17 protein-coding genes are annotated in these 15169 nt (G+C 42.8%); 9 read left to right on the top strand and 8 right to left on the bottom strand.

Features of this window, described 5'->3' with window-relative positions:
* Positions 1 to 245: 245 nt before the first annotated feature.
* The gene (abc-f, locus tag AF333_RS19890) at positions 246 to 2138 is read left to right on the top strand and encodes a ribosomal protection-like ABC-F family protein (RefSeq protein ID WP_043064725.1); all 1893 of its coding nucleotides are present in this window, start codon (positions 246 to 248) and stop codon (positions 2136 to 2138) included.
* Positions 2139 to 2144: 6 nt separating this feature from the next.
* Positions 2145 to 2681: a serine hydrolase domain-containing protein gene (locus AF333_RS19885; RefSeq protein WP_052811855.1), complete on the top strand. Its 537-nt coding sequence runs from the start codon at positions 2145 to 2147 to the stop codon at positions 2679 to 2681.
* Positions 2682 to 2893: 212 nt separating this feature from the next.
* Here AF333_RS19885 and AF333_RS19880 read toward each other — a convergent pair whose 3' ends face one another.
* Both AF333_RS19880 and AF333_RS19875 read right to left on the bottom strand, forming a co-directional pair.
* Positions 2894 to 3706, bottom strand: a complete 813-nt coding sequence (locus AF333_RS19880) for a transglycosylase domain-containing protein (RefSeq protein WP_043064726.1) — start codon at positions 3704 to 3706, stop codon at positions 2894 to 2896.
* A 236-nt stretch (positions 3707 to 3942) separates the two neighbouring features.
* Positions 3943 to 4128: a hypothetical protein gene (locus AF333_RS19875; protein WP_043064727.1), complete on the bottom strand. Its 186-nt coding sequence runs from the start codon at positions 4126 to 4128 to the stop codon at positions 3943 to 3945.
* Positions 4129 to 4784: 656 nt separating this feature from the next.
* Here AF333_RS19875 and AF333_RS19870 point away from each other — a divergent pair.
* From AF333_RS19870 to AF333_RS19840, 7 genes are all read left to right on the top strand, one after another.
* The gene (locus AF333_RS19870) at positions 4785 to 5156 is read left to right on the top strand and encodes a DUF4259 domain-containing protein (protein WP_043064728.1); all 372 of its coding nucleotides are present in this window, start codon (positions 4785 to 4787) and stop codon (positions 5154 to 5156) included.
* A 180-nt stretch (positions 5157 to 5336) separates the two neighbouring features.
* A complete protein-coding gene (locus AF333_RS19865; protein ID WP_043064729.1) occupies positions 5337 to 5690 on the top strand; it encodes a PadR family transcriptional regulator in 354 nt (117 codons plus the stop codon).
* Positions 5687 to 6244, top strand: coding sequence for a DUF1700 domain-containing protein (locus AF333_RS19860; protein ID WP_052811857.1), 558 nt, complete (start codon positions 5687 to 5689; stop codon positions 6242 to 6244). The genes AF333_RS19865 and AF333_RS19860 overlap by 4 nt, the downstream gene beginning before the upstream one ends.
* 159 nt (positions 6245 to 6403) lie before the next feature.
* Entirely contained in the window at positions 6404 to 8359 is a 1956-nt protein-coding gene (locus AF333_RS19855) for a beta-lactamase family protein (protein WP_235496688.1), read from the top strand.
* A gap of 105 nt (positions 8360 to 8464) precedes the next feature.
* Positions 8465 to 9451 (top strand): glutaminase, encoded by a 987-nt coding sequence (locus AF333_RS19850; protein WP_043064731.1) that lies wholly within the window; start codon positions 8465 to 8467, stop codon positions 9449 to 9451.
* Positions 9452 to 9612: 161 nt separating this feature from the next.
* Positions 9613 to 11079 carry an alkaline phosphatase family protein gene (locus AF333_RS19845; protein WP_043064732.1) on the top strand — a complete coding sequence of 489 codons (1467 nt, stop codon included), beginning with the start codon at positions 9613 to 9615 and terminating at the stop codon, positions 11077 to 11079.
* A gap of 105 nt (positions 11080 to 11184) precedes the next feature.
* Positions 11185 to 11475, top strand: coding sequence for an EamA family transporter (locus AF333_RS19840; RefSeq protein ID WP_321167181.1), 291 nt, complete (start codon positions 11185 to 11187; stop codon positions 11473 to 11475).
* A gap of 161 nt (positions 11476 to 11636) precedes the next feature.
* Here the strand turns inward: AF333_RS19840 and AF333_RS19835 are convergent, their stop codons facing one another.
* The 6 genes from AF333_RS19835 to AF333_RS19810 all read right to left on the bottom strand — a co-directional run bounded on the left by AF333_RS19835 (position 11637) and on the right by AF333_RS19810 (position 15163).
* Positions 11637 to 11966 (bottom strand): spore coat protein, encoded by a 330-nt coding sequence (locus AF333_RS19835; protein ID WP_043064841.1) that lies wholly within the window; start codon positions 11964 to 11966, stop codon positions 11637 to 11639.
* A 20-nt stretch (positions 11967 to 11986) separates the two neighbouring features.
* Positions 11987 to 12292: a ferritin-like domain-containing protein gene (locus tag AF333_RS19830; RefSeq protein ID WP_043064734.1), complete on the bottom strand. Its 306-nt coding sequence runs from the start codon at positions 12290 to 12292 to the stop codon at positions 11987 to 11989.
* Between the two features lie 193 nt (positions 12293 to 12485).
* The gene (gene clpP / locus AF333_RS19825; RefSeq protein ID WP_043064735.1) at positions 12486 to 13067 is read right to left on the bottom strand and encodes an ATP-dependent Clp endopeptidase proteolytic subunit ClpP; all 582 of its coding nucleotides are present in this window, start codon (positions 13065 to 13067) and stop codon (positions 12486 to 12488) included.
* Positions 13064 to 13600 carry a hypothetical protein gene (locus tag AF333_RS19820; protein WP_043064736.1) on the bottom strand — a complete coding sequence of 179 codons (537 nt, stop codon included), beginning with the start codon at positions 13598 to 13600 and terminating at the stop codon, positions 13064 to 13066. Before AF333_RS19820 ends, clpP begins: the two co-directional genes overlap by 4 nt.
* A gap of 2 nt (positions 13601 to 13602) precedes the next feature.
* Positions 13603 to 14013: a MerR family transcriptional regulator gene (locus AF333_RS19815; protein WP_321167179.1), complete on the bottom strand. Its 411-nt coding sequence runs from the start codon at positions 14011 to 14013 to the stop codon at positions 13603 to 13605.
* A 313-nt stretch (positions 14014 to 14326) separates the two neighbouring features.
* The gene (locus tag AF333_RS19810; protein WP_043064738.1) at positions 14327 to 15163 is read right to left on the bottom strand and encodes a helix-turn-helix domain-containing protein; all 837 of its coding nucleotides are present in this window, start codon (positions 15161 to 15163) and stop codon (positions 14327 to 14329) included.
* Between the last annotated feature and the right edge of the window lie 6 nt (positions 15164 to 15169).

Genomic DNA, 15169 nt, shown 5'->3' with positions numbered 1-15169 from the left:
ACGTGTTCGGAATCGTTCAAACTTGGTTTATTGTAGAAACTGCCAGTATTACACATGATTTTTCGCTCCAAGGGAGAAGTCTGCCCTTTTTTGCTTCTACAATTGAACAAGAACCATTCTATTCATGGCGTACCATGCATCTATAACGCAAAAAAGTGATTATTTTAATCATAATTAATGATGCCGCAGGTATATTGCCTGTGGTTTTTTTGTGCTTTTTTGCAAATTCAAGGAGGAAACTTATTATGATTATTGCAGCGACAAAAGGGATTTCGAAAACATACGGAATAGAGCCAATTTTAAAGGATATCACGCTAGAAATTCATTCTCGCACCCGTGTCGGTATTGTCGGACCGAATGGAGCGGGAAAGACGACATTATTAAAAATTATGATCGGTATGGAAACAGCGGATGAGGGGGAAGTTTTTCGTGCCAAGGGTAGCACATGGGCATATTTACCGCAATCTCCGCAATATCCAATAGATTGGGATGGACGGGATGTCATTCAGAGCGCGTTTACCGCTGTAAGCGAAGTCTCTCAATCAATGCATAAAATTGAACAGGCCATGTCAAATCCAAGTTGCGACATAACTGAACAACAGAAGCTGTTAAAAAAATATCAAACATTGCAGGAGCAGTTTGAACGCTTAGAAGGATATGAAATGAGTGTGAAAATGAGCAAAGTCATCGAGGGCTTGCACATTTCTGAAACCATGCTGACTACTCCCTTTACACAGCTAAGCGGTGGAGAGAAAACAAAGATAGGGATAGCCAAACTGCTTTGCCAGCAGAGTGATGTTCTTCTGCTTGACGAGCCTACCAACCATTTGGATGTAGAGTCCATGGAGTGGTTAGAGCAGTTTTTGCGGGACTATACAGGTACAGTAATGATTATCTCTCACGACCGGTACTTCCTTGATGCTGTAGTTACTTCTATTTATGAGGTGGATGGAGGCGAAGTGAATTTTTATCAGGGGAATTACAGTGCATTTGTTAAAGAAAAAGAAGAGCGTTTACTCCGTCAGTTCGCCGAGTATCAGGAACAGCAAAAGAAAATCAAAAAAATGAAAGAAACAATCAAGCGCCTAAAAGAATGGGGTAATCAATCAAACCCACCTAATGAAGCATTCCACCGCCGTGCTAAAAGCATGGAAAAAGCCTTGGAGCGCATGGAAAAAATCAGTCGGCCGCGTATGGAAGAAGAACGGATGGGGCTGCTCTTTCAGAAGACGGATCGTAGCGGGCAAGATGTGATTGTCGCAGAAGGCATAAGTAAGACCATCGCTGGAAAGGAGTTGTTTACTAATGCCCGTCTCTTTCTTCGTTACGGCGAACGAAAAGCTTTACTCGGCAGTAATGGTAGCGGCAAATCAACATTTATTAGAATGCTTTTGGGAGAAGTAAAGCCGGATGATGGTGTAGTCAAAATTGGAAGCAGTGTAAAAGTAGGCTATCTTTCCCAGCAGGCATTAGAGGGAGACCCGAATCGAAGAGTGATTGATGCATTCCGTGAAGTGGTCATGGTGACGGAAGAGGATGCCCGTCATTTGCTGGCGAAAGTACTGTTTTATGGGGAGCATGTTTTTAAAAAGGTAGGGAGCTTAAGCGGAGGAGAACGAATGAGGCTTCGTCTAGCTCAATTGATGCATCAAGAAATTAATCTGTTGATCCTTGATGAACCGACTAACCATCTGGATATCGAATCACGTGAAACCCTAGAGGAGGCAATTGCCGAGTACCGAGGTTCTCTTTTCATTGTTTCGCATGATCGCTACTTTCTTCAAAAAACGGTAGATGGTGTTTTTTGGATTACTAACGGTCAAATCGTCCGCTATGAAGGCACGTATGAGGAAGCGAGGGAAAAACGGAAACAAGATCATCCAGAGGTACTTACAACAGTAACAAAAAAAGAGGCATTGAAAAAACCAACCTCGAAAAAAAAGGTTAATATCTTTAAACTTCAACAAATCGAGAACGCAATTGCATCTTTGGAAGAAAAACGTGAGGGGTTGATGAAAAAGCTGGTGAATAGCGGAGAGGACTATCAGCTTTTGTTGGAAGTTCAAGCAGAGCTAGATATATGCGAAAAAGACATTGAAAGGCTGTATGAAAGCTGGTATTCGATGCAAGAAGGATAACATAAAATGGTCACTTCGCATTGGAGGAGAATAAATGGAGTCAATTCAAGCAAGCATTCGTTCAATGATTCAAGAGCATATAAAAATTATCAATCTGTAGGTATGGGTGTTTCGGTCTTACAAAGTAATGAAGGCTTTGGTAACGCTCAAATCCATGAACGTACGATTCCTCTGACAGCTAATACCCTTATGAATCTCCAAAGTGTCTCAAAAACAATACTAGCTATATCCATTATGCAATTAGTGGAAAAGGGGCAAATTCTGTTAGATGATCCTGTAGTGAAATATCTACCGTATTTCCAAACAAAAAACAAGGAAATCTCAGATCGAATAACCATTAAGCATTTATTAACCCACACGGGAGGACTTCCGCAAGCCATTGGTATCACACAGTGGGAATACTTTACTGCGGGATATACGCTATTAGCTGATGTGTTAGAAAAAGTAACAAAGATGAAGTGGGAAGAGTACATTAAAAAATACATTTTTGAGCCTTTAGAAATGAATCACACGACAGCGTATATGAAAGAGTATAGATCCTAATGAATTGTGATGATAAGCATTATCATCAGCTAGCCAGAAACATACTGCGACTGCTGCTTGGTGACTCATGACGAAAAAAGCCCCTGCGCTTGCATTATCGAAAAGCGCAGGGGCCCCAGCATTCATGCAGGAAAGAATATGCCTTTCCTGCTTTATACTTCCCCATTTTCCGAGGATGGAAACGGGAAATGAATGGGGTTATGTTCTCTTGTTTACGATGCATTGACATAAGCGCGGGTGGACGGCTGTAGAACGATTGCTTTTTTTAGCGCATCTTCCTTTTCCGCTTCCGTAATGAATCCTAAGTCTGCCATTCGTTTTAGCACGAGTGCTTGTCTTTGTTTTGCTTTTTCTAGATGCTTCACAGGAGAGTATGATTCCGGCGCTTTTGGCAGCGAGGCGAGAAGCGCCGCTTCACTTAAGGTAATCGTGTGTTTTTGTCCATTTTCACGTACCGTTTTGCCGAAGTAAAAATCGGCTGCTTTTTCGATGCCATACGTACCGTGGCCAAAATAAATTGTATTCAAATACATTGTGAGCAGTTCTTGCTTGGAATATTCCTGTTCAAGTCGAATGGCAATGGCGGTTTCCTTCAGTTTACGTTCCATTGTTTTGTCGTGTGAAAGAAACAGATTACGGGCTAGTTGCATCGTAATCGTGCTTGCACCCTGTGCCTTACTATCGGTGGATAAATCCACCCAAATCGAGCGGCCGATAGCGATTGGATCTACGCCAGGGTGATAAGGAAAACGATGATCCTCAATTGCGATAAATGCTTGCCATACGTAATCTGGCATCTCATTGGTTGGAATATATGTCTGAGCGGATGGTTGTGCAAATGCCGCTAGTTTTTTCTGGTCCATCCATTGTTCTCCGATATAGCCGATGAGCGCCCATACAGCTGCAAGAAGCACGATAAGTGATAAAATAGCCCGACTCATCCATTTGAGCAAGGATGGTTTTTTTCTCGCTTTTCCTTCCCGGCGTGTGTTTGAACGGGCAGCAGGAGACGAAAGTATATGCATGGATGTACCCCCCCTTTGCCTTTACTATAACGGTCTGTCGTACCGTTAATGTTATTGTAGCGGATGCAAAAGAAAGTTCCTATGGATGTTGCTTACATCTAGCTTACAGTTTTGTAAGCTTTATTTTACGTTTGTGTGTTGTATGTCAAAGCTAAAAAGCCGTTTTATGGATATAGATTCCATAAAACGGCTTTTCTCTTTGTATTTAGTACACAAATTTAAAATTCGTCTGCGGGTTATCCGACGGCCATACGGATGTTTTTTCCGTAAGCCTCCGTATGTAGTTCTTCTTCTAGCTTATAAGCAGGAAAAGAAGGATAGCCGAACTCAATGATATCTCCGCAAGTTTCGCAAATGTTTTCAGGCGCTTCTGATTCTGCTGTGCGCTGTTGAGTGTAGCATATTAGACATTCCGTTCTCATAACAACCTCCGTTTTGCACATTTTCGGGAATCAAAATTACGATTCCTATTATCACATGACGGGCAAATGAAATTTGTCAAACGATAGGAGTATATTTCAAGTAAACGACTTCTATTTTTGTCGAATGTGTCAAAAATGTGAACAATACATACTGTTAATATTCTTGGTATCCCGGTCGGGTGTATGAGGTTGATTTTTTAACTTGGATGAATTACGGGATTATTTCTCACAGCAAGAAGGTTGAGGATGTAGTAAAAATGCTGGCTTATCTGTCATGAATGGTGACTAAATAAAGCCGCAAAAATGCGGCTCTTTCGCTGTAGTGTTGGAGAGCTATCTTTACTTTATGCGTTGAAATAATTGTTTGAGGTATACATATACATGGGAACAAAGCGTCCAGAGCGTTGAACAGCGTATCGGAATATCTACTGTTTTTTGTCTCTCTTCGTTTATATGTCATTCCTCCTCCAAACCTGGACTAGGAATTTATCTGGAGGCCCAGATTTGATGTGCGTGTTCGTACTACATGTAGTATGCAGGGGATGTCGTGAATGTTCCATAATAATTGGTTCGTACTAGAAGCAGAGGAAAAAGATTGTTGGCAGAATGTATGTTCTGTATAATGGGATAGACAACGAGATGAAAGGAGAACAGGCATGGGTGCATGGGGAACCGGTATTTTTGAAGATGACAGAACCTGTGATGTACAGGATGATTTTAACGAATTGCTGGATAGAGGACAGTCTGTAGAAGAGGCCACAGCCCTTCTTCTTGGAGGCTATCTGGCTGAGGTAGAAGAGTTCGAAGATGAAGAGCGACAGGCTGAAGAGTCTTTAGTATACATAGCGCTTGCGGCTTTACAGCTGCGGCATCGTACCTTACAGGAATCAATTCGGGAAAGGACGCTTGCGCTACTTAATCAGGGCGGTGACTTATCCTACTGGGAAGAGGCAAAAAAGAAGGACTATGAGCAGCGAAAAACTGTGCTTGAAGAGTTAAAGCGGAAGTTAATGAAAGGGTCGCTATAGACCCATTATAATATACGTTGATATTGGATTTTACATAGTTGTTTAGTAAGGAAAATGCTTCTATGAGTCATAAGTGTAGAAGCATTTTTTATTATTTAACAAGTTTTGGGCAAGATATTTAACATAGTACCTTGTAGTGCAAAGTATTGTGTGCTACTATTTACGTGAAGGAGAGATTATATGGAAATAGCAGAATGGAATTCACAAGTGCGACGCGGAATTTTGGAATACTGTATTATGCTGCTTGTCAGTAAAGAAGCGCGATACGGGTATGAATTGGTTACAACACTAGGAAAGTGGGGTCCATTGGCTGCTACAGAAGGAACGTTGTATCCTCTTTTGAAAAGGCTACAAAGGGAGGGTTATATTACGTCATCATGGAAGGAGTCGGAAGCAGGTCCTCCAAGAAAGTACTATAGCTTGACAGAAGAGGGATTTCAGCTGATGGAGAAGATGACAGAAGAATGGAGCAAGATTACGGAAGCAGTGTATCAAATGCAAGAAATCTCAAATAAAAAGGAGAAGGCAGAATGAGTTCGATAGGAGAGAAATATGTAAGGAAACTGTATCAACAGTTACGTCAGCTTCCTGAAGAAGAACGGGAAGATGCCGTAATGGAAATTAAAAGCCATATCGCAGAAAGTGTTCGTAATGGCCAAAAGGAAGAAGAGGTTCTCGAAAAATTAGGTTCTCCCTCGAAGCTCGCACGTGCGTATCTGGGCGATTTTTATGTTCGGGAAAGCAGAATGCATCCACTGTTTTTGATAAAGGCGTTGCTTCTTTATGTAACAAGCGGATTTCTTAGTATTATCTTCATCCCGGTTTTAGGAATACTCAGTGTCACCTTTGGAGTTGTATCAATCATCATACCAATACTGGGACTGTTGCGCACGTTCGGAGCCAGCTGGGTCCAGATGAATCTAACACCAACTTATGAAGTGCCGGTACTGTTAAGCTTTCCATTTTCACTGCTTGTGGCACTGATTTTATTCGGACTTTTTTGGATATGCTGGAAGGCTCTGCGTGGTTATCTTACGTTTTTGTCTTCCGCTCATCGAAAGGTTATCTCCTCTTCTCATGTCCGCTAAAAGGCGGACAAAAAAATAAACATCTACCTTGTTGTGCATGGTATTGGGTGTGATTTCATAGTAGAAGATCGTTTATTTCTAATACAGCATTATAGAATGGAGAGAATCATGTTGATCAGAAAGTCTTTTAGGAAAAAGCTTATCCATATATTTTTAACGATGATAGTAGCAGTGTTCACTTTCGCACCGTATGCTTACGGTTCATCGGTAAAAGAGATGGCTTTGGGTCCTACTGATGCAAAGGAAGTAGAAGAGTTTGCGGATACATTTTTCAGTCAGCCGCACATTAAAGATCAACTGGCCGGCGCTGTTTTTGTAATAGTGAAGGACGGAAAGATATTATTAAAGAAAGGGTATGGATATGCCGATTTAGAGAAAAAAATACCTGCTGATCCGGATCGTACCGTATTTCCGGTAGCTTCCATCTCCAAGGTGTTCACTGCAACAGGAATAATGCAGCTAGTAGAGCAAGGGAAAATTAATCTTGATGAAGATATTCAGACATATCTAGGGGATGTAAAGCTCAAAAACAAAACTGATTATCCGTTAACGATGAAGCATTTATTGACACATACAACCGGTTTTGATTTTACGGATACGCTTGAATCCGCCCAGCATCGCCCGGAGCCGCTTCCTTTGGATAAATACGTAAAAGAGAACATGTCTACTGTGATTCGTAAACCAGGAGAAGCATTCCGTTATGACAACTTTGCTTCTATGCTTCAGGGATATATCCTGCAAAATGTATCGGGCAAGTCATTTAACCAATACATTACAGAGAACATTTATCAGCCTTTGGAAATGAAAAATAGCAGCTTCTTGCTTACACCGGAAATAAAGGCTAAGCTGGCGACTGGATACAACGCTGCGAACAAGCCATTTCCCGTTTATACGTCCAATCCAATCGAGCAGCCGGAAGGTGGAATGTTTTCAACCGGTAAGGACATGGCTGCATTTATGATGGCCCATTTAAATAAAGGAACGATCGAAGGTCATAAAATCCTAGATAAAGATACAGCGGAGATGATGCAATCGATCCATTATGCTATTCATCCGAAGCTTCCTAACATGGCATACGGTTTTGAAACATACTATCATTCAAGCCATAACAATCAATTTGTTATCGGAAAAGGAGGAGATCTTCCTGGGGCCCATTCCTGGATGTGGCTGCTGCCGGAACAGAGAGTCGGAGGGTTTATCGTTTTTAATAAAGATATAGATTTTCGCGAGGAATTATTTAAGGCATTCATGGATCGGTATTATCCTATGCCAAAGAAAGAGCAAAAATATGTGGCCTCAACTCAAGAACAATTGAAACGTTTCGAAGGCGTATACCGAGATTTACGGGTAAATCCGTGGGTAACTAAAATTACGGCTACCCAGCAAGGGCAGTTACTGGCGGAAGATCCGATGGGTAAAAATACATTACGTCAAGTGGAACCATTATTGTTTAAGGATGAAGAAGGCACACTATTAGCCTTCAAGGAAACAGATGATGGAAGGGTTGCCTATTTGCAATATCATAATCCAGTTAGTTTGGCTGAAAGACTCCCTGCTTCCAAGCAATTTTCTGATGTGCCTACTGTTCATCCGTATGCTGCGTATATTAAAGATGTTCAGCAGTTTGGAGTGTTACCGGGAGATACGGACGGTTTCTTTTATCCGGAGGCTCCTGTTACGAGAGCTGAGTTTGTCGGTGAATTAATCCGGCTTATCGGAGTCCGTGCGTCTACACATCCGGTTATATTTACAGATACTAAAAACAATAAATATGCTAAGGAAATCCAGGCCGCTGTAGAAGCGAACGCTATAAAAGGAGTTACAAAAAATACATTTGAACCGAATCGTCCAATTACAAGACAAGAGGCAGCCGCCATTATTTGGGGAGTGTCCCAGGCGCTGATTGATGCCCAACCGGCAGATGCTCCGCTTGCGGGAGAAGTTGATCCGTGGGCCATTCAAGCCGTAAAATATGCAGCAGCTAACAAGCTATATGGACCTGAGGTTACTTCCTCTGAGAAGGGTATGGTTGATTATAAGGCAAAAAAACCTTTGCTTCGCCAGGAGGCGGCAGCATTATTCTATACGTACGCCCGCCATATGCTAGGAGGGTAAAGAGAAGACATAAATATAGGCAGCCGTTACCGGATAGGAGCGGCTGTTTTTCTTTTTGGGCATACTAGGCGTACAGATTCTGTAGAACGGAAAGGAGATGGCCGGATGGATAAGGATACACAAGAAGAATTTGAGACGTGCGGAGAATGTGCAAATCGTCTCCAGTACTGGGTAGAACAACATAAGAAATATACGGTAAAGGGAAGGTGTGCAGAGTACATTCCGGCGCTGCGATATGCGGACCCGGATACGCTTGGCGTCTGTATTATCGGATACGATGGAGAAGTAATTAAAGGGGGCGAGGCGGACATCGTATTTACTATGCAGAGCATCTCAAAAGTTATCAGTTTCATGACGGTATGCATGGCGCGGGGGATCTCGTATGCGCTAGAGCGTGTCGATGTGGAGCCGACGGGTGACCCGTATAATTCGATTATGCGATTGGAATTGAAGAAGCCGGCTCGGCCTTTTAATCCGATGATTAACGCAGGTGCCATTACAGTTGCGTCTCTTCTTCCCGGAAGCACGAAAGAAGGAAAATTCGCTGCTTTGCTAGACACATTGGAGATGCTGCTGGGGCGGCGTCCGATTGTTGATGAGAATGTATTTGTTTCGGAAAAAGAGACGGCTCATTATAATTTTGCGCTTGCCCATTTTCTCAGAGCGGGAGGCAATCTTGAATGTGAAGTTGAGGATGCGATTGATATTTATTTAAGGCAGTGCGCGATAGAGGTCACGGTAGAAGACTTAGCGAAAATCGGCCTTGTACTAGCCTGTGATGGTTTTCATCCGCTTACGTATAAACGGTTATTGCCTGTTGAGCTTGCACGTCTGACCAAGGCGGTCATGCTGACATGTGGAATGTATAATGCATCAGGTAAGTTTGCCGCTTTTGTAGGTGCGCCGTCAAAAAGCGGTGTGTCTGGTGGTATCATGACTGCTGTACCGCCGCGCCGACACAAAGCCACTCCGTTTCATAACGGCTGCGGCATTGGCGTCTATAGTCCCGCGATTGACGAAGCGGGGAATAGTGCAGCAGGCGTCAAGCTGTTGCAGCATATATCGGAGGAATGGGAGCTAAGTGTATTTTGAGCGATGCACCTACCTAGTTATGAAGGCTTGGGGCTTGATAATCATAATCTGGTAGTAGAAGGGGAATACTGTATATCTGATCGTTTATATACGTAAGCGAAATTGTACTTTTTGCTACATTAAAAGGGTGTTTCTACGCTGAAAAGGATGGTTATATACATATGGAACAACGTACTCGCCCGGTCATTCTTCTTATGGTTGACTCTCTTATGCATCATCCGCTGCAGGAAGCCATTCGGCAGAAGCGCGTTCCTGCTTTGCATTTTCTTATGGAGCATGGCCGCTATATACCGGATGTTGTGAGCTCATTTCCTACAATGTCTGTTACAATTGACAGCACTCTTTTAACCGGTACGTATCCTGACAGCCACCGAGTACCCGGACTTCTGTGGTACAGGCAGGAGGAAAGGCGCCTCGTAAACTATGGAAACGGAATACTTGAGATGCTGAAGACCGGTATTAAAGAGGTATTGCAGGATAGCCTGTATCGGTTGAACAATGAACATCTCAGTCAGGAAGTCAAAACGATTCATGAAGAGCTAGCTTTACATAATATGCCGTCCGCATCGATTAACGGTCTTGTGTATCGCGGCAGCTTTCTACAACAATTCAACATTCCGAAAATCGCCCTCTGGCTTAAACTTCTTCCGCGCGAGTTGCGGACGCACGGCCCCCTTTTATTTTCATTCGGAGCATTGGCGCGGTTGGATGCGGAAAATCGCCATAGGTACTTATGGAAGAAGGGGGGATTCAACGATAAATTCGTCGCTAGGGAGCTTGCATACTTAATTCGGCGGCAGAAGCTCCCGTTTTTTACGATTGCCTATCTCCCTGACAATGATCATAGCGTCCATAAGAAGGGACCGATGGAGATTCAAGGCCTTGAAAAAGTGGATAGACAGCTGCAGGAAGTGCTAGGGGCATATTCCACTTGGGAGAAAGCGCTTGACGAGGCGATCTGGATAGTGATGGGGGACAGCGGTCAAGCCCCGGTCGGGGCAAGCCGCAGACAGGCGCTGATTTATCTGTTGCCGATGCTGGACAAGTACAAGATTACAAAGCTGGGTAAACGTGCGCAGGAAACCGATCAGCTTTTTTTATGTGTAAATGAGAGAATGACGTACGTGTATGCTCTTCAGGACAATATTCAGCTTTCTGAACTTGCCGCGCTTTTTCAGGAGGAAGAGCGCATCGATGTTATCGCCTGGCGGGAAGAAGATAGAATCCAGGTAAGAGGAGGAGGAAAAGAAAGTACGCTCGCCTTTCAGCCGAATGGTCCTCATAAGGATCGTTATGGACAAGCATGGATGCTAGATGGGGATGTATCGCTTTTGGATATACGAAAAACCGGAGAAGAAATTGAGTATGGCGACTACCCTGATGTGCTTGCTCGTCTGTATGGCGCGCTGTATTCTCATGCCGGTCGTTATCTTGTTCTAACGGCTAGACCGGAATGTGAATTCGTTGGCGAAAGCTCACCCAACCATCGAGGTGGGGCGGCACATGGTGCGTTGCATAAAGAAGATTCGCTTGTTCCAATGATTATTTGCGGAACCGATAGCGCTCCTAAGCATCCACGTCTCGTCGATATGAAAGAATGGATTTTACGTTTACATGGGGAACGTTAGGAACAAATTTGAAAAGGTAAGTGTAGTCATTTTTAAACAAAGAAAGCGCAGGTAACCAGTTATAGACGGTTTCCTGCGTTTTTTTCGTCTATTTATAGTTCATGAATATGTATAAATAATGCTAATTTTTCAAGATTAGTTGTAGGTGCCAGGACTATTTTTTCTACGGAAGGAATCTCTATGCTTACAGTGCGTGGTGTTTTTGGCGCTCTTTACTTGCTTGCCTACTTTTATACGATTTCTAAGACACCGCTGGCGGATGCAAGTATATTGGCACATATATCCCCTTTTTTCGCCATTGTTTTCTCTGTTGTATTCTTAACGAAAGCCTTTACTCATGAGAATGTTGTTGTAGAGGTAACACGCCATATAGGGATTGTATTTAATGCAATATAATAACACTTATTTTTATTCTTAAGGTATCAAATAGTAGAAGTTAAAATAACAAGAAAGCCCCTGCTATATTACAGGGGTTCTGCAGACTATCCTATGCTTGCGCTTAATTTGTCGTATTTATTGAAGCCGCTGTTGTATCGTCTGTAAGGTTGCAATACTTTCTAATAAGGAAATTGTGAGGAATAACCGTTAAATTGTTGTAGTGCCTGTTGGAGTTTTTGTTGTTCCTCGGCCTCAAGCTTGTACCAACCGTTCTGAAACATCAAATTATAAAGCTCACGCGCGCTCTGGTGCGTTTCCGTTAAAATTTGAAGCAGGTCGGAATGAAGCTGCTCGTGGCTAGCTTCACGGATAGCGATATTTAGGCTATCGGTTAAGTATTTGCACGTACTAAGACCATCGTTTAGAAAGTCACGATCGTTCATCTCTGGACCTTTTACTTTCGGCAATTGTCCTGATTGTGGATTGGCAATTTGATTATTGTTTTGCATTTGCATTGATTCTATCTCCCTTATTGTGACAACTGCTGTGCCTGTTGCGGACCAGGCAGATTTGCCATTGCAGTATAGTTGTCCACTTGCAGGTGAGTAAGCAGTTTTTGATAATGGCGCTGATGCATTTGTCCCGCTTTATCAAGCGCTTGCTTTATTTGCGGATTGGTCGCTTGCTGGGCGAAAAAATGAAACTTCTTAAACGCTGTTAATTCCCAGGATAACGCATCTTTGAGATAAAGCAGATCTTTTGTTGTAATGACACGCGGGGGAGTTGGAATTGGTACTTGCATCTGCTGATTCGGAGGGGAAACGGTGGTCGTCATAAGGAAACTCCTTTCATTATTGCGTAATACACAGTATAGGATGGACAAGTAATGGTCCAATTATGCTTAAATCACACAAACAGTCACCTTATAATTAAGGTAACTGTTTGTGTATTTATCCATCTGTCATTCTCCTTACTATTCATTTGTATTCTTTTATCCATATTTCCTGTTGCCTCCGTAATTTATGAATTCATTGCGAGGCGATAACGGCGTCAATTATACCGTACTCCTTCGCTTCTGTTGCGTTAAGGAAATAATCGCGGTCGGTGTCGCGTTCGATTTTATTGAGCGGCTGTCCTGTACGCTTGGATAAAATACTGTTCATATGTGCCCGTATTCGCAGAATGCGTCTGGCACTAATATCGATATCAACCGCCTGTCCCTTTGCACCACCAAGCGGTTGATGAATCATAATTTCGCTGTTAGGCAATGCCAGACGTTTGCCCTTTGCACCACCAGCCAAAAGGAACGCTCCCATGGAAGCGGCCATACCAATGCATAAGGTGCTGACATCGGCTGTGACATGCTGCATCGTATCATAAATACCCATTCCGGCTGAAATTGAACCGCCGGGGGAATGGATATAGAGGTGAATGTCACGTTCCGCGTCTTCTGCTTGCAAAAATAGAAGCTGGGCAATGACACTGTTGGCCAGTTCGTCCGTAATTTCACCTGCCAGAAAAATGATGCGGTCTGCCAGTAGTCTGGAATAAATATCATAGGAACGTTCACCACGATTGGTTTGTTCCACAACATAAGGAATCAAGCTCATCTTCCTACCCTCCCGCCGTCGATACGGTATTTCTTTTCCAGAGAAGAGGTCTGCATACTTACAAGATGAATGACAGGCCGCATTTCCATAGGATACTCTTCCGTTTGCTGGAGATAAGGCGAGGCGGGTAATTGTTTCAAACGGGCTACCGCTTCTTCATCTACTACAAATTCTTCTGTCTCTTCCTCATCCGCAAAAGCCAAGGTAATGGAATGAGTAAAACGATAATTTTGCCCATATGCGTCAAGATATGAGCTCGTTAGCTGGATCGTTCCGACGCTAAAAGAAACCGGCGTTTCCGTATACAACTCGATGACCACATCCCATGTATCCGAAGAGACGTCAACGACGATCGCATCCTCTTTTTCTGGATGAGCGGTAAGGTTCGGTAGGCGGTGAACGCCTTTCGGAAGCTCGATGGAAAGACGGAGGGAAGCGATGGTGGCCCGGTAACAAGGCTTTGGACGAATCCAAAGGTGCGTTACTCCCTCTTCGCGTTCGATGAAGGGTTTGGTTAATCGGATTTCCATCATGACTATTGTTCCCCCTCCTTTAGAATACGGGACACGGAATCCAGCATTTTTTGTTTTACTTCAGCTGAAATTCGAGGACTAACAGTAATAAATACATCTTCCCCGATTTTGTGAGTTTCATTTTCCAAAACGTGTCCAGGTTGGTATAGCGCACGTTGTGCCCCAATTTTCTCGATAGCATCAAGCGGTAAATCCTGCAGTTTTTCCTGAATGGAGGCCAGAGATTCACCCGTGCGGGCAAGTGTAAGGATTGCGCGCACATAGTGGATATGCTTGTCGGTATAGACGCGTTTGTTTCCGACAAGCTCCAACGGGGGAAGAATACCAATTTGCGTGTAATAGCGTACAGTACGCAGATTGATGTCTGCCCCTTCCTCCTGCAACAGGGTGGTCAACTGCTTAGCAGTATACATGTTCATTTTATCACCCTTCATGTACAGTTTAATGTATATGTTACACTATAGTGTATTGTTTACAGTTTAGTGTAACGTATGTAATTTGTCAAATTGCGGATTATATTGCATACAAAAGATGCGCTTGGAGAGGTGGCCACATCCTTTAATGGCATGGTAAGCAATCTTTAGAAATTAGTTCGCCAGGTTGAGGAAAATGCCAGGTAAGTTGCAATGGAGGCAGTTGTGCAGGGTATGGGTGCAGTCAATATTGCAGGAGAATTGTTTAAGCATATTCAGAAGGCATTTCGGCAGTCTTTTTTGCAATGAAACCTTACAAGCTGACCGGATTTTGGGAAATTTGTTCTTTAAACTGAGTAGGGCTTAAATGCGTGAATTTCTTAAATGCTTTAATAAGGTGTGACTGATCGTAGTATCCGTTCTTATGAACAATGTCCAGTAGATGGAAATCATTAATTGTAAGAATCATTCCTAAAGAGTTTTGGAACTTGACAATTTGACTGAATTGCTTTGGAGAAAACCCAATATATTCCTCAAATTTTTTGCGCAAATTACGGGCGGTATAACCGATGTCACTGGCTAATTGCTCGATATTAATCACGCCCCTGGATATGTAAATTTCTTTAATGGAATAATCAACGATACGCTGATTGTATGTTGGTTCTAGCATTGTTCTTTCCAGCGTTTTTTCAAACGCTTCGATTCTCTCGGCAAAAGAACGTATCTCTCCTATCTTTTCCGCAATACAGGAATCTATCGACATAACATCATACAAAGGAATTTGTTTGTCCAAAAGTTCTTTCATCGGATAGGTTAATCTGATAACGGATTGTTCAGGTAAAAAACGTACACCAAAATATTCGCATTCGCTTTTAAAGTTCGGCTGTATGCGCCGATGAAGGGGATTGGTCCATAGCACCACAGAAGGGTATCTGGAACTGCAGCAAAACAAAATATCAAAAGAACCGTCAGGAATGATAGAAACCGCACTTTTTCCGTCTTGTTTTACCTTGAATTGGTAAAACAAGGCAACGTGTTGTTTAAGAATATGTCGTACAGGCTTTTGTTCAATATAATAATCTGAATTGCATTGGATTTCGGGTTGAAAAGGAAAGTAATGGCACGCATTTCTTGTAATAAGGTTTTCCAAAGTAAT

The sequence above is a fragment of the Aneurinibacillus migulanus genome, assembly GCF_001274715.1.
GTDB lineage: Bacteria > Bacillota > Bacilli > Aneurinibacillales > Aneurinibacillaceae > Aneurinibacillus > Aneurinibacillus migulanus.
Note: the sequence above shows the minus strand (reverse complement) of the source record. Positions and strands in the feature narration are given on the sequence as shown.